At 39.6% G+C, this 20,023-nt stretch carries 16 protein-coding genes; 3 read left to right on the forward strand and 13 right to left on the reverse strand.

Annotated elements, in window-relative coordinates:
• Window positions 1-138: 138 nt before the first annotated feature.
• From pflA to CTER_RS00225, 10 genes are all read right to left on the reverse strand, one after another.
• Complete coding sequence (gene pflA, locus CTER_RS00180) at window positions 139-864, reverse strand: pyruvate formate-lyase-activating protein (RefSeq protein WP_004622825.1); 726 nt, start codon at window positions 862-864, stop codon at window positions 139-141.
• Between the two features lie 82 nt (window positions 865-946).
• Window positions 947-3,175, reverse strand: a complete 2,229-nt coding sequence (gene pflB / locus CTER_RS00185; protein WP_004622835.1) for a formate C-acetyltransferase — start codon at window positions 3,173-3,175, stop codon at window positions 947-949.
• A 194-nt stretch (window positions 3,176-3,369) separates the two neighbouring features.
• A complete protein-coding gene (locus CTER_RS00190) occupies window positions 3,370-3,744 on the reverse strand; it encodes a hypothetical protein (protein ID WP_004622831.1) in 375 nt (124 codons plus the stop codon).
• 228 nt (window positions 3,745-3,972) lie between these two features.
• On the reverse strand, window positions 3,973-4,446 hold the full coding sequence (locus CTER_RS00195; RefSeq protein WP_004622761.1) for a hypothetical protein: 474 nt from the start codon (window positions 4,444-4,446) through the stop codon (window positions 3,973-3,975).
• Between the two features lie 198 nt (window positions 4,447-4,644).
• Window positions 4,645-5,124, reverse strand: a complete 480-nt coding sequence (locus tag CTER_RS00200; protein WP_004622798.1) for a hypothetical protein — start codon at window positions 5,122-5,124, stop codon at window positions 4,645-4,647.
• A 467-nt stretch (window positions 5,125-5,591) separates the two neighbouring features.
• Window positions 5,592-6,911 carry a M48 family metallopeptidase gene (locus CTER_RS00205; protein ID WP_004622764.1) on the reverse strand — a complete coding sequence of 440 codons (1,320 nt, stop codon included), beginning with the start codon at window positions 6,909-6,911 and terminating at the stop codon, window positions 5,592-5,594.
• Between the two features lie 81 nt (window positions 6,912-6,992).
• Window positions 6,993-8,126 (reverse strand): beta-aspartyl-peptidase, encoded by a 1,134-nt coding sequence (gene iadA, locus CTER_RS00210; protein WP_004622815.1) that lies wholly within the window; start codon window positions 8,124-8,126, stop codon window positions 6,993-6,995.
• A 28-nt stretch (window positions 8,127-8,154) separates the two neighbouring features.
• The gene (locus CTER_RS00215; RefSeq protein ID WP_004622837.1) at window positions 8,155-8,877 is read right to left on the reverse strand and encodes an amino acid ABC transporter ATP-binding protein; all 723 of its coding nucleotides are present in this window, start codon (window positions 8,875-8,877) and stop codon (window positions 8,155-8,157) included.
• Complete coding sequence (locus CTER_RS00220) at window positions 8,870-9,535, reverse strand: amino acid ABC transporter permease (RefSeq protein WP_004622743.1); 666 nt, start codon at window positions 9,533-9,535, stop codon at window positions 8,870-8,872. The genes CTER_RS00215 and CTER_RS00220 overlap by 8 nt, the downstream gene beginning before the upstream one ends.
• A 141-nt stretch (window positions 9,536-9,676) precedes the next feature.
• Window positions 9,677-10,486, reverse strand: a complete 810-nt coding sequence (locus CTER_RS00225; RefSeq protein ID WP_004622771.1) for an ABC transporter substrate-binding protein — start codon at window positions 10,484-10,486, stop codon at window positions 9,677-9,679.
• 326 nt (window positions 10,487-10,812) lie between these two features.
• On the opposite strand from CTER_RS00225, the gene CTER_RS00230 reads away from it, so the two are divergent.
• On the forward strand, window positions 10,813-11,889 hold the full coding sequence (locus CTER_RS00230; RefSeq protein WP_083908881.1) for a L,D-transpeptidase: 1,077 nt from the start codon (window positions 10,813-10,815) through the stop codon (window positions 11,887-11,889).
• Window positions 11,890-12,170: 281 nt separating this feature from the next.
• Here the strand turns inward: CTER_RS00230 and CTER_RS00235 are convergent, their stop codons facing one another.
• The gene (locus CTER_RS00235) at window positions 12,171-12,563 is read right to left on the reverse strand and encodes an Imm7 family immunity protein (RefSeq protein WP_004622829.1); all 393 of its coding nucleotides are present in this window, start codon (window positions 12,561-12,563) and stop codon (window positions 12,171-12,173) included.
• 15 nt (window positions 12,564-12,578) lie between these two features.
• Window positions 12,579-14,522, reverse strand: a complete 1,944-nt coding sequence (locus CTER_RS26690) for a restriction endonuclease fold toxin (RefSeq protein WP_242834914.1) — start codon at window positions 14,520-14,522, stop codon at window positions 12,579-12,581.
• A 1,123-nt stretch (window positions 14,523-15,645) separates the two neighbouring features.
• Between CTER_RS26690 and asd the strand changes: the two genes are divergently transcribed.
• Both asd and CTER_RS00250 read left to right on the forward strand, forming a co-directional pair.
• Window positions 15,646-16,731: an aspartate-semialdehyde dehydrogenase gene (asd, locus tag CTER_RS00245; protein WP_004622806.1), complete on the forward strand. Its 1,086-nt coding sequence runs from the start codon at window positions 15,646-15,648 to the stop codon at window positions 16,729-16,731.
• Window positions 16,732-16,999: 268 nt separating this feature from the next.
• Window positions 17,000-19,459 carry a hypothetical protein gene (locus CTER_RS00250; RefSeq protein WP_004622760.1) on the forward strand — a complete coding sequence of 820 codons (2,460 nt, stop codon included), beginning with the start codon at window positions 17,000-17,002 and terminating at the stop codon, window positions 19,457-19,459.
• 170 nt (window positions 19,460-19,629) lie between these two features.
• Here CTER_RS00250 and CTER_RS00255 read toward each other — a convergent pair whose 3' ends face one another.
• Complete coding sequence (locus CTER_RS00255) at window positions 19,630-20,010, reverse strand: RidA family protein (RefSeq protein WP_004622827.1); 381 nt, start codon at window positions 20,008-20,010, stop codon at window positions 19,630-19,632.
• Window positions 20,011-20,023 lie beyond the last annotated feature (13 nt).

Below are 20,023 nucleotides of genomic sequence, written 5' to 3' on the forward strand. Positions count from 1 at the left end.
TAAAAATTTTTAAAAAAATAGTACTAATTAGATTCTTTAGATATATTGCCCCAAATTCAGAATCTTTAGTACTATTTGTTAATATTTTTATTTATAGTGATCAATATGGCTGACAATGGCCCTGGCCTTCAGAAAGAACTATTCTTTCCTGCCGGTGGTCAAAATATTTTTCGCCTTCTCCACCTCTTCCTTTGTAGGTGTGGGAACCCCTTCCAGCGGGTAATCAAGACAGAGCTTTTCCCACTTTTCCTTTCCCATGGTATGGTATGGCAGCACTTCTATTTTTTCAATATTTTTAAAATTCCTGAGATAATTATAAGCCGCCATAAGGTCTTCTTCAGCGTCAGTATAACCGGGAACCAGAACATACCTGATCCACACAGGCTTGTTGATATCGGCCAGGTATTGCGTAAATTGCCTTATCCTCCCGTTTTCAACTCCTGTCAGCTCCCTGTGCTTTTCCTCATTTGCCTGCTTCAGATCCAGCAGCACCAGATCGGTGTATTCAAGCACTTCTTTTACATCCTCCAGATTGACATACCCGGAAGTGTCAACAGCTGTATGAATACCCTGCTCCCTGCATTTTTTAAACAATTCCCCGACAAATTCAGGCTGTATCAACGGTTCCCCGCCGCTTACAGTTATCCCGCCTCCTGAAGAATCGATAAAATTCCTGTACTTTTTGACTTCGCTTACAATCTCCTCCGCAGTATAGAGTTTTGCACCCTCCGAACTCCAGGCATCTCTGTTGTGGCAATATTTACAGCGTAAAGGACAGCCCTTGAGAAAAACTATAAACCTGATGCCTGGTCCGTCAACTGTGCCGAAGGTTTCAAAAGAATGGACCCTTCCTTTTATCTCCATAATATTACCCCCTTTGCCATTACGAATACCGGGTTTGAATGGTGAAGACATACCGCTCTCCTCCACCATTCAAGCCAACATGTTAAACATTCTCATGAATAGTCCTGTTGATAACATCAAGCTGCTGCTCTCTTGTCAGCTTGATAAAGTTAACCGCATACCCCGATACCCTGATCGTGAGCTGCGGATATTTTTCGGGATGTTCCATGGCATCCAGCAGCATTTCTCTTTCAAAAACATTGATATTGATATGATGTCCGCCTTCCTTGAAATATGAATCAAGAAGAGCAGATAAATTGTCAATCCTTGATGTTTCATCTCTTCCCAAAGCTTTCGGAATAATGGAGAAGGTATATGAAATACCGTCCTGAGCAAACTGGTAAGGAAGCTTTGATATGGATTTGAGTACGGCAAGCGCTCCGTTCAAATCTCTGCCATGCATTGGGTTGGCACCCGGCCCGAAAGGTTCTCCGGCTTTTCTTCCATCAGGAGTATTCCCTGTTTTGGCACCGTAAACAACATTTGAGGTAATGGTGAGAATGGAAAGGGTAGGCACTGAATGCCTGTATGTCCTTTGCTTTTCAAGCTTTTCCATGAACCTCTTAACCAGCATGACAGCTATATTGTCAACACGGTCGTCATTATTTCCGAATTTTGGGTAGTCTCCCTCAATGTTGTAATCAACAGCAAGCCCTTCTTCGTTTCTTATTACCTTGACTTTGGCATACTTTATGGCACTGAGAGAATCTGCCACAACCGACAATCCGGCAATACCGCAGGCCATAGTCCTGAGTATGTCCTTATCGTGCAGGGCCATCTGAAGTCTTTCGTATGCGTATTTGTCGTGCATATAGTGAATAATGTTCAAAGTATTGATATATAGCTTAGCCACCCACGTAAGTACGGCATCGAAACGTTTCATAACATCATCGTAAACCAGGTATTCGGTTTCAACAGGAGTCAATGCCGGTCCGACCTGTACGCCTGATTTTTCATCACGGCCGCCGTTTATGGCATAGAGCAGCGCTTTTGCCATATTGCAGCGGGCACCGAAGAACTGCATCTGCTTCCCGATTCTCATGGCAGATACGCAGCAGGCAATGCCATAGTCATCACCCCAGTAATATCTCATTATGTCATCACTCTCGTACTGGATGGAGCTCGTCTTTATGGAAGTGTCGGCACAGAATTTCTTAAAGCCTTCCGGTAAATGTACCGACCATAAAACCGTCATATTTGGTTCAGGAGCGTGCCCGAGGTTGTGAAGGGTATGGAGCATTCTGAAGGAATTCTTTGTTACAAGGGTTCTGCCGTCCAGACCCATTCCTCCGATGCTTTCGGTTACCCAGGTGGGATCGCCCGAGAACAATTTTTCATATTCAGGAGTTCTCAGGAAGCGTACCATTCTGAGTTTCATAACAAAATGGTCCATTAACTCCTGGGCTTTTTGCTCTGTAAGTATTCCCTCCTTCAGATCTCTTTCAATATAAATGTCCAGGAAGGTTGACACTCTGCCCAGGCTCATAGCTGCCCCGTTTTGTTCCTTTACTGCTCCAAGGAATGCAAAGTAAAGCCATTGGAAAGCTTCCTGTGCATTTTCGGCAGGTCTCGAAATATCAAAGCCGTATTGCTGAGCCATCTGTTTAAGATATTCCAGTGCTTTGATCTGGCTTCTGGTTTCTTCTCTTTCCTGAATTGTCTCACCATCCATATAGTCCAGCTCAAGACTTTTCAACTGCTTTTCCTTTTCTTCAATCAGCCTGTCAACACCATACAGTGCAGTTCTTCTGTAGTCACCTATAATCCTGCCTCTGCCGTATGCATCGGGAAGTCCTGTTATAATACCTGCCTTTTTAGCTCTCATCATCTCGGGAGTATAAGCATCATAAACGCCGTCATTATGAGTCTTTCTGTATTCAGTAAACGTCTTTACCACACTGTCATCTATTTTCTTGCCGTATGCCTCGCTGCCCTTAATTACCATTCTGATTCCGCCAAAAGGCATGATGCCTCTCTTTAGCGGTTGATCTGTCTGCAGGCCGACTATCTTCTCAAGATCTTTGTTTATATATCCCGGATCATGGGAGGTCATAGTGGAGATTATTTTTGTATCAACATCAAGAACTCCTCCGCTTTCCCTTTCCTTTGTCAGCAAGTCACTGACCTGCCCCCACAGTCTGGTTGTATCCCCGGTAGGACCCTCCAGAAAAGATGAATCTCCTTCATAGGGTGTATAGTTGTTAATGATAAAATCCCTTACATCTATTTCTTCACACCAGTTGCCGTTCTTAAAATTTCTCCATGCTTCCATGAAAATCACCTCTTTGTTTAAAAATATTATTTTGGTTAATTAGTATGAATAGTATAAGCAAAACTGTTATGTGTTATTTATACCACAAAAGAGTGGCCTAAACCAGAAATTTTTGCAGGGAATAATTAACAAACCCGTATAATCGTCTGATCATGCGGGTTGTAAAAACGAAAAAAGTTTATTGTATACAAGATTTACTTGGTTTCCTTCAATTTTTCGGTGATAAATCTGTCGGCGAAGCTTTTGCTGAAAGGCAATTCTATACGGGTACTGCCCGAAATTAAAACGGTTTTTGTCCTGCCATCCTTTTGTTCGGTAATAACTTTGGCCTCCTTCACACTGACAGTATGCTGCTTGCCGAATAAATCAAGGGTTGCTGTTCCGTTATTTACAGTAAAGCTTGGCAGGTTCATATATATTATTACCCCGATTGCAATTACCGCCGCCAGAACCGCCAGCTTAAGTATACTTTTCGCAACCTTTGCAATAATCAGTATTATCACAGCCACAACTATAACGGGTATTAAAAATGACGTATCCAAAATTCCAAGTCCTTTAAGTAACTCCATAACTTTATCCCTCCAAAATTATATTCTCTCACATAATAATCAAGAAAATTTTTCCTGTCAATACAACTTTATTTCTATAAATTAAGGTCAATGCCATAATATAACCTTATTCAAAAAACAACAAGAAAAAAACAATAAATTTAGAAAACTTATCGTAATGAAGAATTTTTCAAAGATTTTTAAACTTAACTGAAGTAATACAGTTAACCAATACCACTATGATATTATCTAATTGTTCACATTCCTTTTCAACTTGATTACCTCTTGTTTTCCATTCCATTTTATCATTAACTCAATTTCTTCATCTTTATTCTCATATGCTACATTTTTGTTAAAGCTGGTTATTTCAACTTTTCCAGCTTTATTCTGAGAAGAAAAATTAACTTGGCCATTTAATTTACGGGCCGAACTTTTCATGTTGTATTCAATTATATTTATTTCATCAGAACCTTTTAAGTAATTTTTATAGAATAGTTGTAAATTTGAATTAATAATATTCGAGTATTCTAGTTTATTATCTTTACGACCAGTACTTTCAGTTATGTCTACTATATATGAAGCAGACCAATTATTGCTTTCTCCCTCATATGTATTTTTCTTATTATTTTGATTGGTATGAGATAATAAATATAAAGCAAATATTGCGACAATAATAACTCCCCCTACCAATATGAATAGATAACTTTTTTTACTATTAACCAAAATAGGATGGTCCTCCCCTATTATTCATATTTTATCTACATTAAAATAAAGCTTAGGTGTTTTGATAACACTATTGTGTGTAATTATACGGTCATCCTCTGATTAACAAAACACCTATTCACTTTAAGAAACTATATAATTATGTATAAGATTCCAGAATAATATCCTGTTACTCTATTTGCAGTATTATTAAGACGCTTATACAAATTTCTGGCAATTGATAAATTCAAATGGATATTTACTTCCTGTCCCTCGTTGCCAATTACAAGTCATATTAAAACTTAGCATACACCATAAGGCATCCTCTTCTATTGGAGAAAAAGTATATGTCTGAGTAACACTAGTATATGTAGCAGGAACATGATAAAGTGAATCAACAACAGATCCCTCTGGAGAGCGCCAACCTTGTTGTAAACCCTGTACCAATAAGTTACTTAGTACTACACCGCTTTGATAAATATACCACCGTCCAATTGCTTTTATTAGTTTTACTGCCGCAACTTGTTGACCGCCAGATGATATAGTGTATTCATTCCAATATATTGTACTTGATGCACCTACATCACCTCCTGTACTAGAACCTGAATCCTCTCTTGAAAGAGTAGCAGTTGTAGTCGCATATGAAGTTGTTGTATTTTTTATAATTACACACAATATATGTATAAAAATATAGTACACTATATTCCTTGAGTTATATGCCATTTTATGTTGTCGTTTTTTACACTAAAATATGTCCATTATCTATCACTTGCATACTCATTTTATATTTAATTTAACCTGGTGTGCTAATTGAAATTTTGTTTTTGCTTTACAGATAGATTTAATCAGAATCACCTGGTACGCGAGTACAACTTCATGAAATAAAATGCACAGTTAAAAACAATTGCGATAAATTGTCGACGAAGGTAAAGTGGTTTTGCCGGCAAAGCAACAGGACGTTGCTTTGAGCTTCAAATCGAGACAGGAGGTCGAGTTTGAGCGACGGCAAAACCGCTTTAAATGAGGCGATACAAATTTCGCAATTGTTTTGGGTGCGTTCTTATTTTATGAAGTTAGTACGGAAGTTACCAGGTGATATAAAAAAATTACACAGGTAAAGTATAAATTAAATTAATTAGCACAACGCGTTAATTTATATAAATCATTTATTTAAATTTAATATACTTCTGATATTTGAGAGGTTCTCCGTTTTCCCACGGTCTGTACTCGTTTGCAAAATCAACTCTGAATTTGTAAGTGGGATGGTCATAGTTCCACAGCATGTATACATATCCCGGCTCAGGCATTGCCAGGCTCTGCTGATGCATTTTGACGGTTGCGGTTGCAGTAGCAAAATTATTCTTTGTCAGCTCAATTTCAAACCTATCCGCTTCGGTTTCTATATTTCTTGAATAGGCGTTTATCACCGGTGAAGTGATAAACAGCATCACATTTATCATCAGCATAATAAGGGGTAAAGCGGCAATGTCGGATAGCTTGCCAAAACCCCAGCTTCCGTTTGATTTTGCAAGAAATCTGTTTGAGAGTCTATAGACAAGGTATAATACCAGAATGCTTGAAAAGCCTCCGAAAACAATGGACTTCCACACGTGGCCCATCAAATAGTGGCCCATCTCATGGGCTACAACGCCCAGAATTTCATCAGTGTTCAAATAATTTATCGTGGTATCCCATAACACGATTCTTTTGGTGTTGAATACACCTGTCATAAAGGCATTCATCTGGTTGGTCTCTTTGCTTTTGTCCACCTGCAGCACCTGACAGTTTTCTATATCTGTTTTTGCAAGCAAATTATCAATTTTACTTGAAAGCTGCGTATCTTCAACCTGCTTATATTCATTGAAAATAGGGTCGATAACCACAGGCTGGACATAGGAACCAATCATCAGGTATGGTATTGAAACCAGACCAAGATATAACCACCAGCGTTTTGGAGATTTCCTTATTATAAGAAAAGGCACCCATATGACTACCGCCGTTATAACCGTATTTACTGCAAAGCTTTTTATCAATTCGACCGCCCATTGTGTCAATGTCTGGTTGGAAAGGCCGTACCGGTGCATTCTGAAAAAGCCTGTATATACATCCAGAGGTAAATATATAAGTGTTTCTATAAGTGAATACAATATGAAATATAATATTACCATCGACACCCAACGCTTCGTTCTGCACGAGGCCCAATCCCTGAGTCCTGCAGACAGTTTGGAAAAAAGAAAAAAAGCAGGCACCGCAAAGCCTAAAAACAGCCTTATCAACCAGGTCGCAACCTTGCTTTTCTGAAAATCAAAGGCCTCCTGTGAAGGCTTTGAAACCGACACTATATCAGGAACTGCAATAGATACCTTGTCCGGATATGTATTGATTATATTTGTGTTATTGATACTTTCAGATATGATTACCGCAAAAACAAATACTGCAAAAACAGCAAGAAATATTAAAATAGATTTACGAATTTCCTTATTCAACAAACTCAACTCCCTTTAGGTTTTTTCTATCATAATTATCATACAGTTGTCCTTTTTAATTATATGATAGACTCAAAACAATTAGGAGTATTTTATACCTTTTGCAAATACAGTTTCAATATTCAGGTCCTTATCGCATATCACACAGTCGGCATCCTTGCCTGTTTCCAGACTGCCTTTCTGTTTGTGTATTTTAAGCACACCCGCTGCATTTTTAGTAACAAGGGATATTGCTGTCTCAATAGGGATTCCTTTCTCTTTTATGGCTACCTTGAGCTCATCAAAGAGGATTTTGGTGGTAACCGTATCTGAGGATATTACATTTCCCAGTCCATCAAAAACAGGTACACTGCCATATGCGTCAGAGCTCATTGTAACCCTGCCTATGTCTGCTCCGGTGTCCACAAGCTTTTTCAGCGCGTCATAGCTGGCAACGCAATCGGGGTCTTCCTTGCTGGGAATGAAACCTGCTGTGAGATCTATATATCCGCCCTTTTGCAGATAGCTGCAGGCCTGTTCGAACAGCATGCCGGTTCTGTTTACGTGAGTCGGGAGAAAATGGGACACAGGTATCAGCGTTTCATTCATCATCCTGAATAAATATTCCAGCCCGGTTTCACCCAGTCCCATATGGAAATGAACCAGGCCTGCCTTCCCGGATATAAGAGCACCGTTTCTCGTTTGAGCGGCTATTCTGGCTATTTCGTCAAAAGTTGGCTGGAACGCTCTGTGATCCTCCAGGCAAAGCTCTCCCACACCTATTATCTTGTCCACAAAAACAATATCTTTTTGGATGCTTCCAGTCAAAGTTACAACCGGTACCTGATAGGAACCCGTGTACATGTAAGTGGACAGGCCTCCGGCCTCCAGCTGCTTTGCCTGGGCATACAGATTTTCTACGCTTCTGGTTACACCGTCGGCACCCAGAACTCCAACAACAGTAGTGACTCCGGTTTTGAGGATTTCATCAGCCTTCGCCGACGGTGTCCTTGTTGAAAAACCGCCTTCCCCACCTCCTCCGGCAATATGAACATGCAGATCTATAAAACCCGGAAAAATAAGCTTATTGCTGCAGTCTAAAACTTCAACGTCATCAAGTGCCGATGGGTCGATTGAGTTTTTGATTGCAGCAATTTTATCAAAGCAGAACAGTATATCCTTTTTCCCCAGAAAATCCGGTGAGTATATGGAAGCTTCCTTTAATAGTGTAAACATAAACCCTCCCGGAGGATTTTATATCCTCCTAAAGTACCTTGCTCAAAAATTCCCTGGTACGTTCATGCTTCGGGTTGGAAAATATCTCATCAGGCCTGGCTTCTTCCTTGATTTTTCCTTCATCCATAAACAATACCCTTGTGCCGACCTCACGCGCAAAACCCATTTCATGTGTAACCACTACCATGGTCATACCCTCAGAGGCCAGCTCCTTCATGACCTCCAGAACTTCTCCCACCATTTCGGGGTCCAGGGCCGAGGTCGGTTCATCAAACAGCATAACATCGGGGGACATGGCAAGAGCACGCACGATTGCAATTCTCTGCTTCTGGCCTCCTGAAAGCTGGGCAGGATAGTTATTTGCCTTTTCTTCAAGTCCTATGCGTTTCAAAAGGGACATGGCATTTTTTTCGACCTGTTCCGGCGTCTCACCTTTTAGTTTTCTTGGACCCAAAGTGATGTTCTCAAATACGGTGAGATGCGGAAAAAGATTAAAATTCTGAAAAACCATCCCCATCTTTTGCCGCTGTTTGTTTATATCATTCCTTTTATCGGTGATATTAATACCTTCAAATATTATCTCACCATCACTGGGCTGCTCAAGCAGGTTTAAACATCTCAGAAAGGTACTTTTCCCCGAACCGCTTGGTCCGATTACCACAACTACCTCTCCTTTTTCAATCTTGGTATCTATTCCCTTTAAAACATGCAGTTTTCCGAATTTTTTATGCAGATTTTTAACATTAATCACCTGTATGCATCCTCCTTTCAGCTATTCCCAAAACTCTCGACAGTGTAAAGGTCAGAATGAAATAAATCACCGCAGCTACCAGCAGCGGCTCAAAAGGTCTGTAAATAGCTGACTTTACAATATCAGCACTTCTCATCAGTTCTACAATGCCTATTACCGAAAGGATTGAGGATTCCTTAATAACAACAATAAATTCATTACCCAGGGCAGGAAGGATATTTTTTATCGCCTGCGGAATTATTATATACCGCATGGATTGACCCGAGGTGAAGCCCAAAGACCTGGATGCCTCCATCTGTCCTCTGTCAACAGCCTGGATGCCGGCTCTTATTATCTCGGCAACGTATGCGCCGCTGTTTATGGACAGTGCTATAACACCGGGTATAAATCTTGCCATTTCCAAGCCGAAAAGTTTAAAATCAGGAATTTGTATAAGATAGAAGAATATCAAAGCCTGTACCAGTATTGGCGTTCCCCTGATAAACTCTATATATGCAGAAGCTATGAATTTAAATATGCCATTGCTTGATATCTTCATCAAAGCCAGAAGAGTTCCGATAACAACACCGAATATAACTGTTAAAAAGGCTATTAATACGGTATTGACCGTACCCGTTAAAAAATAGTATGAGTAATCCGATAAAAAACTAAAATCCAAAATGGTTTCCTCCTGATAAATTCTTTCATTACAATACTATATAAAACTATCCAAAAATGCAAACAAAAATGAGGGCTGTCTTAAAGTCAGAAGAATAACGACTTTATAAAACAGCCCATCAAAGATGTTAATATATCAGTACTATTTTCCTTCAGAAGTCACATTCATTTCATTGGCTTCCTGCACGAACTTGTCAATTGATCCGTCCTTCATAAGCCTATCCAGCGATTGATCAATCAATTTCAGGAAGTCGGAATTACCCTTTTTAACGGCTATTGCCGACCCGCCGGTGTCTTCCTTAACGGTTATTTCAGATAAGGTAAGGTCATTATTATTTTTTACATATCCGTTGGCAACAGGCAATTCTACTACCAATGCATCAATTTTCTTGTTTTTCAGTTCCATAACCAGATCGGGAATTTTGCCAAGTGAAATAAGATCAGCATCCTTTATTTGTTCTTTCGCAATTTTTTCCTGAACTGTGCCGAGCTGTGCACCGACCTTTTTACCGCTGAGATCTGCAATGCTCTTAATTTTGTCCTTATCTTCAGTTCTTACCATCACACCCTGTTTGGCTTCATAATATATCTTTGAGAAATCTACCGCTTTTCGTCTTTCCTCATCAGGATTCATACCCGCAATAACAATATCTACTTTATCGGTATTTAATGCAGCCAGAAGTCCGTCAAAGCCCATATCTACTATTTCAAGCTGTACTCCAAGATCCTTTGAAATTTCCTCGGCTATTGAGATATCTATTCCTACTATAGTATCCTTGCCATTTATCATTGTATGGTACTCATACGGAGCATAGTCAGCACTTGTGCCTAATACAATCTTTCCGCTCTTTTCAATTTTTTTCATTGTGGCACCGTTTCCGCAGGCAGCCACTGAGATGGCAAGTGCAGCAACCATTGCCATGCATAATATCTTTTTCATAGTTCCCTTCATTCTTTGATAACCCCCTGTAACATGTTTATGTTTATATAATCTATATGCAACATTATAAAACAGAATGCATAAAAATTCAATAATATGCATAAATATTTTGTTGAATAATGTCGTTTTTAGTATAATAAGGCATAGCGTTACCACATTAGATTGGTAAATGAGCATAATATTTTATCTCAGGAAATACTTTTTTATTACATTCTTTGCATAATTAAAGGCGTAACATAAATGTAAATCATTTTTTTCTCAAAAATGGTAATTTATATTGACCTGCATTCGTAGAATGTATATATCGACTTTATTAATTTTCAAGGGTGGGCAAAATAATGGGCAAACGAATTTTATGTATTGTTACTCTCTCTCTGTCCCTTATTCTTCAGAGTTCAGCCGTAAGCTTTGCAGAAAACTATGCGGTACCGGGGGGAAATAGTTCTGAAGCAATAGTATCGGCTGCCGCGCAGGAACAGCAGAACCAGCTAAGTGAGGAGGAAATTCAAAGACAGCTGGAGCAGTTGAGAGAAGACCAGGAACAGTTGAAAAAAGATCAAGAACAATTATTTAATGATCAGGAGCAGTTAAAATACGGGCAGGAACAATTGGTAAAAGACCGGGAACAGCTAAATAAGGATCAGGCGCAGCTAAAATACGAACAGGAAAAATTAAAGAACGACCAGGAACAGTTAAAGAAAGAACGTGAGAAGCTGGAAGGTCAGGATAAACGCAAGAAGCTTAATACCGAACTTACCAGCAATACATATTTGAAATATATTAAAGAATTGGGATACTATAAAGCCACCTCGAAAGATGAAACACTTAATATCAGAAATGCCGTATTACTCTTCCAGAGCGACCATAACATGAGTATTACCGGAGTATGGGACAATGCCACAAAAGATATGCTTATCAACAGGCTGGTGAGTAATGTCTTTTCTTATGCCGACAATATCACCAATGCTCCCGCAAACGGCAAGTGGATTGTAGTAAATAAGACAAAAAGAACCTTAACCCTGTACGAGGGCAAAAAAGTCATAAAAAAATATCCCGTAGCCGTTGGGAATCCTCACACATTGACAAAATCCGGCAAGTTCATGATCAATAATAAAATTATAGACCCCGACTGGGGCGGAGGCGGCTTTGCAGCTCCCGTAAAGGGCGGTACTCCAGAAAATCCTCTTGGCAGCCGCTGGCTGGGTATCAATAGAACAGACGGCTCCTACGGAATCCATGGGACCAATTCCTTCTATTCAATAGGCAAATTTATCTCCCATGGATGCATCAGGATGCAGAATTACTGCGTTGAAGAACTCTTTCCCCTTGTCCCCATGAAGGCACCTGTCTGGGTTGGCACCGAGGCCGAGTTGAAAGCGTGGGGTGTTACTCAGAATGCGTTTACTGCAAATTGATAAGATTATAATTGATTTGTTATTGCCAGGGGCTGTGAATAATTTTGTGTATGGAACATAGGAAATACTCCTTTTTAGTTAAGCATTTATTTTTAAGAGTTTGTACCTGGGAAATCCTTAACCCACAGCTGAGTTAAAGCTACTCCATACACAAAATTATTTATAGTCCCTGTTGATTGATATGCTCCCTGTCAAGTAGACAGGGAGCATATCAAACTGTGTGACCTTTCCTCTTGTTATTATGGAGATAGCAGATATGTGGACAAAGTGCTATAATTGTGTTATTCCTCAACAACAGGTACACAAGGTGATAAAAACGAATCTTCCTCATGAGAAATCTTCCCTTTTGCTAATACAAATACTTGAAACTTATTTTCATAACCATTTGTATCTTCGTCATCTCGAACATATAATATGCCATAAGAGCCTTGAGCTACATTACCTACAAAACTATAGAGTTTCAAAACATCCTCAGCATCTTTTCCCTTGTGGTTGCTCATCCCCGATATTGATAGCTGATACTCTCCGTTGATAGCACGCAAGTCTATCAATCCACCATTCCAGTTTAATTTCTCAATAAATTTTTTTATATTCTCTACAATTTCTTTTATATTATTTTCTTCTGTACTACCATATGTTTCTCTTATAGTTGCCCACCCATGAAACTCGTACATCTTATATATTCCCCCTTATTTCATTAATGGATTTGTATCAATTATTACATCAATACCGTACCGCTGACTATATTCATTAAGTTTATTTATTACTGATTGTGCTGGTTGACCTTCGAAATGATAGTATACTTTCCTTCCTGTTTCCTGAGCCGCCTCAAATGTAGCCTTCATCTGGTTTCTGACACTTTGGTTTACGGTCTGAAGAGCTGGTTTTGTTTGCGCTATGTATGCATCACTTACAGCATCAAATTCTCTACCAACAGAATCATTTGCAAACTTCACTCTTGACTGTCCACCTAATCTACTAGCCAAAGCATCAGCTGCCGCATCAGCTTTATTAACTTGAACAAGCTTTCCTGAATATTGTCCAGTAGCCTTACCCGCTCCCTTAAAATTAAATCCTTTAAATTCTGGTTCAGGAACATTGTCATAACTATTTCTACCACCACTGATTGCAACGTTTGCTGCCATAAAGTATATTAAACTTTGTACCTCAGCTTGACGTTTCTGCTGTTCTTCAAACTCAAGCTGTATAAATGACGTTCCATATTGATTTAATCTATACGATGTTTCCAATAATGAAGCCATGTTGTCAGGGTTTGATGTATCAAAGGTTTTCTCAAACCACCCCTTTAATCCTTTGTATTCCTTTCTTTGCATTATTCCTATATTAACTAAATCATCACCAGAAATTGTACCATTGATTTTAAGTTTTAACATTACAGCAGCTTTTTGTTCTATTAGGAACTCATTTATAAAGTCATTATTGTATAAAAATATTAAATCTCCTCTTGTGAGCTTGATGTTAGCAGCTTTACCCGTCCCCTTATCATCTTTTTCTGTTTTCATTGCAGGACTTTTATTGGAATTGGTTACTGCCTTTTTGCTTTTTTCTTTCTCCAGTGCCTCATAGGTACGCTTGTCCAACTTTCCTGTTGGCTTGATACCCTGTAGGTATTCTACCAACTTTTTGCCTTCCGTTGATCCGTTTTTATCCACACCATTAAATGCATTTTCACAGTTTGTTTGATAACTCAGTATGGCTTCATAAGTTTCGCCGCTGCTGCTCCACTTTCCATCCGCTCCGTATTTGGGTAACTTATATCCCAGATTCATCAGGATTAATTGGGCTTCTTTCACATATCCGTTATACTGACCTGCTTTTATATCCCAATCATAAGCAGCATTCGCCTCCTTGTTTTTTCCAATTCCCATTATACTACTTTTTGCCTGTTCAGGTACACTAGAATTATTCAGTAATTTATACAGGCTATCCAGACTCTCAGCTGTCCTGGGTCCACACCCCACATAATTGCCTTTTTTATCATACAGCTCCCCCTTGCCAAGCTTCATATAACCTGTTTGGAAATTTATCAGGGATTCTTTTGTAACCTCACCGAAGTATCCGGTGGCTTTATCTCCGCTTTTTCCCGTCCAGTAATTCATCCTTATTAAGACCTGTTGTATTTTCTTTACATTTTCGCTGGTTTCACCGTATCCTGCTGTTTTGATTCCGTCAGCTTCTTCCTTTACGGGATTTTTAGTATTATTTAGTTCCATTCCTTCCTGCAGCGTAACCCGCTGAATAACATTAGCATTTATCTTAGGAGAATTATGATCACTTGCCGGTTGGCTCTGTATTGCTCCGCTCCCGGAGCCTTCTTTTTCTGCTCTGGCTCCCATCACATCGGCTTCTCTTTCCAGCTTTGAATCCTCATTTACAGCAGCACCGGTTTTCAGCTGTATTTCAGCTTCTACTCTTCCCTGCTTTTGTTGAACTGCATGCCAGCCTTCGTGTGGAAGATATTTTTCCTGTCCCGGGGCGATATGTATGTCAGTTCCCTGCGTATATGCCTGGGCACCGATTTTTTCCGGTTCTTCTGAGTTTTTATGAACTTTTACATCAGAGAGACTGACTCCGGAAAGGTTCTCAAGTCCAGTCTTCAGATTTTCAGGCAAGCCATCTCCGGATGGTGTATTTTCCCCTGCTTGTTTATTGGTCTGAATAGGTTGTTTGCTTGCCCCCGCTGCAGGCACTCCCAGCTTTTGAAGCTGTTTCCGGCGTCTTCCTTCTTCCATTACTCTTAATGCCTTCTGATAGCCGACAGCACTTTGAAAGAACATGAATTCCTCCTGAGTTATGGAATCAGGGTTTGTAAGAATCCATTGCATCAGTATTCTGTAATCTGTCGATCTCACGTTAGGTTTTTTTGCAGGACGCTGCCGGTTAAGCGGTTTCTTATTTGAATTTGTACTGCTTCCTCCAAAAGACGGATTGGGCTTTTTTTCTGCCGGCACTCTTGTGTACATTTACTTCACTCCAATATATCTATGCGTATTTTCCTTCACAATATATAAAGTAAATTTTGAAGCGGATTTAACACCCTGATATCAATAAAAATTTTTCGCACCTGTATCAAAGTCCGGAAATGTTGTATATCATATTGGGGGGCGCGGACGAAAACCTGGCCCTGATTATGAATCAGGAGGTGTATGATGTACTCACTCGAACAGTGAAAAAGCTGTGGTGCTTTACAGACAGTTCTATTTGTAATCAACTGGTAACGTGAGGACAACTTCATAAAATAAGATGTACGGTTAAAAACAATTACACTAAATTGTCGCCGAAAGTAAAGAGGTTTTGCCGGCAAAGCAGCAGGACGCTGCTTTGAGCTTCAGATCGAGACAGGATGTCGAGTCTGAGCGACGGCAAAACCTTTTTACTTGAGGAGATACAATTTTCGTAATTGTTTTGGGTGCACTCTTATTTTATGAAGTTAGTGCGGAAGTTACCTGTTGATATAAAAATTTTTACGGGTAAAGCAGAATTTAATTTAATTAGCACAACGGTTCAAGTTGAATGTCATATTCCTTCCGACACAGTTAAATTGACAAGAATTACGCACTGTAAAACTCATTAATATGTGTTAATATTTATATTGAATTTTAAATTCCGCTATGGTAAAATACACAGTACGAGAACAAATGTCATTCAATGGCGGACAAATTTGTTGAAACTTTAAAAAAATCTATCATATTATATTTATTAATAAAAGAAAATTGGATTGGAGGCATATAAGTAATGTCAAAGTTAAAAGTGGGTATTATTGGTGGCACCGGCATGGTGGGACAGAGATTTATATCTCTGCTTGAAAACCATCCGTGGTTTGAGGTCGTTTCAATAGCGGCAAGTGCAAACTCAGCCGGAAAAACATATGAACAAGCCGCAGGCAGCAGATGGAAGCTGTCAGCTCCAATGCCTGACAGCGTTAAAAATATTGTTGTCAGGGATGCTACTGCACATGTAAAGGAAATATGTGCGGAAGTTGATTTTGTGTTCTGTGCGGTTGATATGAAAAAAGATGAAATTAAAAAGCTTGAAGAAGAATATGCGAAAAACGAAACTCCTGTTGTTTCCAACAACTCTGCTCACAGGTGGACGCCTGATGTTCCCATGCTGATTCCTGAAATAAACTCCGAGCATGTCAAGGTTATCGACAGCCAGAGAAAAAGACTGGGAACCAAAAACGGTTTTATCGCTGTCAAGCCGAATTGCTCAATTCAGAGCTATGTCCCTGCTCTGGCTCCACTTTTGAAATTCGGTATAAAAAATGTAGTTGCATGTACTTATCAGGCCATATCAGGTGCAGGAAAGAATTTTTCCGATTGGCCTGAAATGCTTGATAATGTTATACCATATATTGGCGGCGAGGAAGAAAAGAGTGAACAGGAACCTTTAAAAATCTGGGGTTCGGTACAGAACGGAGAAATCGTCAAAGCTGCTTCTCCCCTTATCACAACCCAGTGCATCAGGGTTCCCGTAACAGACGGTCACCTGGCTGCAGTATTTATTTCCTTTGAAAACAAACCTTCAAAAGAAGAAATACTCAAGCTCTGGGAGAATTACAGCGGAGAACCTCAGTCATTGCAATTGCCAAGTGCCCCAAAGCAGTTTATAAAGTATTTTGAAGAAGACAACAGACCTCAGACAAAGCTTGACAGAGATATTGAAAACGGTATGGGAATCACTGCCGGCAGACTGCGTGAAGATCACTTATACGACTACAAATTTGTCTGTCTCTCCCACAATACCATCAGAGGTGCCGCCGGCGGAGCTGTCCTCATGGCTGAGTACCTGAAAGCAAAAGGCTACATTCAGGCAAAATAATGCTATTAAGAGGATTGTTAATTTGAAAAATCTGATAAATTTCTGCTTAACATTGAATTAATATGTAATTAAAATCCATAAAAATGCCGATAAAAACCTAAAGGGCTGATAGGTGAAACTATTCAGTCTCTTGGGTATTTAGTCCGGCTTTTTTTATTTTTACATATAGTGTATAATTTATTATGTTAATGTTCATCAACATACCAATGAATCCGCCCAATGTTATATATCATTATAACCGGGATCAATACACAAAAGGAGAACCAATATGAGCATAAAACCCGACTTTGCAGGTCAGTATTCATCCATTCAGGGTGAACTCTTAATATGTGAAGGCGATAGAACCTCCTCAGTTGTTTTATTACTTAAAGGTAAAATCGATGTTTTTTTATCACCTTTTGATGATATTTTTAACAATAATGAATTGCTTATATCAAGAAGCTGCCGGTTATTTACACTGGAACAGAATACCTTTCTAAGCATCAACGATGTTATAAGGAACGGACAGAATTCCTTCAGTCTGTTGGCAAGAGATGCCTGTACCCTGTATTGTTTCCCTGCAAATTCGTCAGCAGAAATAAGGAACATAATCTCTACCCAGAAGGATTATTCCGCTTACCTGGTTTCTTCTCTGGCCAATCTGATTGATTTGAGCTATAATTCCTACCAGAAGCTGCTGCCTATCTGTCATAATATTAATGCTCTGACTCAGAATTTAATGACCTATTACTGGGCCATTAAAGACAAGTTTTATTTCAGCTATGCTCCTGATATGGAAATACTTAATTCATATCAGAGTATTTATGAGAACCTGAAACAGGATGGCTACAGATTTTTCCCTCTTGATCCGGATTTTGCATTTACCCATGATATGGCAGATACAATAACAGATTCGCCTGAGCTGGATACTTCAAGTATTGAATATTTTACAAGGTTATTAAATGTCCCGTTGGACAACCGCAAAACTTTCTTCAACAGTGATAGCTTTATATGTGAATACCATATTCAAAAGGGCTCTGAAGTATTGGATACCATAATAGGCGAAATAAAGAATATCTTTTCTATATTATGTAAGAATATGGAACTTTTATATTTATCTCCAAATAATTTATTGACTACATATGGCAGAATAGCCACTGATTCAAGGGATGATAAGGAAGCTGCATTAAATATCCTAAACATTTTGACACAGGCCATCGACATTACAAGTCAATGTATAGATAAACTGCAAAATGAATTCGACAGCTTCACAAACATTGATATTAAAGAGTTCTCAGACCTTATAGAAAGTGTCCGGGCAAAAACTGCTATCGGCACAAGCTCAACGAATCCTGCAGATATTGCAGCAGGTTCGGAATTGCCCTCCGAGCTGGAGAACAGCCTGGAGAAGATAATGAAGTATTGCTCCTGCCCACAGGATAAAATAGACAGCTTGAACAAGCGGTTGAGCCAGTTCAGGGCTCTCAAGGACAAAACATCTGCAGACCCTGAAATAAGGGAACTCCGTTCTTCTATTGCAAACGATTTCTTTGTCATTTATGATGAAGCTTTCAAGAGAACCCAGGCCGACAACAGCTGTCCAAAACTGATAAGCATGTTTCTAAACTTCGGATACATGGACGAACGCCTTGTTACCAAACAGCAGGCTATCGCGCTATATAGGCTGTGCGACAAGGAATACAGCTGTTCTGACTTCAACGTTTATAATACCAAAAAATGGCTTGAACTGATCCATAACAATAAGAAGGAGCCCTCCATCAACGATTTCGGTCAGGATTACTCCGATGTGTTCCGTGATATGAAGAAAAGGAAGATTGTAAGTGATGCCGATAAACCCGCTTATGACCGTGATTTCAAAGCCAAGGTCAGCTTTGAAGTCAATAATATGCTCAAGACAAACCAAAAAGTATGTCACGGCCATATGAGCAGTTATTTCCCCATACTTCACAAGGATATTATAACCCGCGATCTGGAAAAAGCCGTTGTTACACCTACCAGACTGCAGCAGGCCATAAATAATTTGCTTGCAATCGATTTTTCAATATTTTACAGGGAAATCTGGTATAAGAACGATGTAAGGGGTATAGAAAAAGAACCCATAATGAAAGAGATCCGACCGGATATAATTATTGTGCCTACCTTTGGTTCCAGAGTTTCCATGTGGCAGGAAATAACGGGGAAAGCGAGAAATACGCCTGGCAGATTCATAGTTCCGGCTTTTACAGATGAAAATCTTTCTGAATTGATGATTAAATTAATCGGAGCCTTCCGTTGGGAACTGTGCAGAACCATGATGGGAGTGGCATGGAATGATATTACCGAGAAGTCTTTGACTTCGGAGTACACTGACTACATACAGTTCTTCAAGAAGAATCACGATCTGACTGAGGACGCAAAGGAAAAAATCAAAATTCAGATACAGAAAAACAGAAATGTGATGAGAGAAATTTTTACCAGCGATTATGAAACCTGGATCAATTATGAATCCAAAGGCATACTGAGGTTAAACAAACTGGCGCGTTCAATCCTGTTCAGGTACTGCCCTCCTCCCAGGGAAATGCGCAACGCTCTGGCAAAGCAGCCGGCCTTTACCGATCTTTTGACACAGTTTAACAACTCCAGGGCCAAAACTGCCAAATCGCTGACCGGAAAATACACAAAACTGTTTAAGAATGACCCTATAGACAGGGATATGGAGCTTAATCTGATATATTACAGGGATTTGTAAATAGTGTTACCATAAACGTTATGTTACTGATTAGAATTTAATAGCATTGATTGCCGAGAGGCCTGCATTTTCACATGCAGGCCTCTTATTTTCGTCATTATTACTTTTCCACAACAACCAGTTCAATAACCATTACGTTTAATAAATATTTATTTCCAATCCAGCTATAGCTATATTACCGCCACACACTCAATTTCAATCAGTACGTCCTTGGGAAGCCTCGCTACTTCCACGCAGGATCTGGCAGGAAAATCAGATGTAAAAAACTTCTTGTAAACTTCATTTATTACTGCAAAATCATTCATGTCTTTTATAAAAACAGTAGTTTTTATAACCTTATCAAGGCCTGCTCCTGCACCTGCCAGAACTGCAGCCAGGTTCCTGATAGCCTGCTCGGCCTGTTGGGCCACTCCTCCGGCAACAACTTCTCCGCTCTTTGGGTCAACAGGAATTGCGCCGGAGGTGTATACAAAGTTTCCGACTTTTACTGCCTGTGAATACGGGCCTATTGCTGCAGGCGCCTTATCGGTAGAAATAATTTCAAAGCTCATAACTAATCTCCCC

It is taken from the genome of Ruminiclostridium cellobioparum subsp. termitidis CT1112 (genome assembly GCF_000350485.1).
GTDB lineage: Bacteria > Bacillota > Clostridia > Acetivibrionales > DSM-1351 > Ruminiclostridium > Ruminiclostridium termitidis.

What these genes read in the sequence shown, in the direction of transcription:
- CTER_RS00225 (WP_004622771.1), bottom strand. Translation starts at nt 10,486, where the DNA reads ATGAAGGGAACTATGAAAAAGATATTATGCATGGCAATGGTTGCTGCA.
- pflB (WP_004622835.1), bottom strand. Translation starts at nt 3,175, where the DNA reads ATGGAAGCATGGAGAAATTTTAAGAACGGCAACTGGTGTGAAGAAATA.
- pflA (WP_004622825.1), bottom strand. Translation starts at nt 864, where the DNA reads ATGGAGATAAAAGGAAGGGTCCATTCTTTTGAAACCTTCGGCACAGTT.
- CTER_RS00235 (WP_004622829.1), bottom strand. Translation starts at nt 12,563, where the DNA reads ATGTACGAGTTTCATGGGTGGGCAACTATAAGAGAAACATATGGTAGT.
- CTER_RS00190 (WP_004622831.1), bottom strand. Translation starts at nt 3,744, where the DNA reads ATGGAGTTACTTAAAGGACTTGGAATTTTGGATACGTCATTTTTAATA.
- CTER_RS00230 (WP_083908881.1), top strand. Translation starts at nt 10,813, where the DNA reads ATGGGCAAACGAATTTTATGTATTGTTACTCTCTCTCTGTCCCTTATT.
- CTER_RS00255 (WP_004622827.1), bottom strand. Translation starts at nt 20,010, where the DNA reads ATGAGCTTTGAAATTATTTCTACCGATAAGGCGCCTGCAGCAATAGGC.
- iadA (WP_004622815.1), bottom strand. Translation starts at nt 8,126, where the DNA reads ATGTTTACACTATTAAAGGAAGCTTCCATATACTCACCGGATTTTCTG.
- asd (WP_004622806.1), top strand. Translation starts at nt 15,646, where the DNA reads ATGTCAAAGTTAAAAGTGGGTATTATTGGTGGCACCGGCATGGTGGGA.
- CTER_RS00250 (WP_004622760.1), top strand. Translation starts at nt 17,000, where the DNA reads ATGAGCATAAAACCCGACTTTGCAGGTCAGTATTCATCCATTCAGGGT.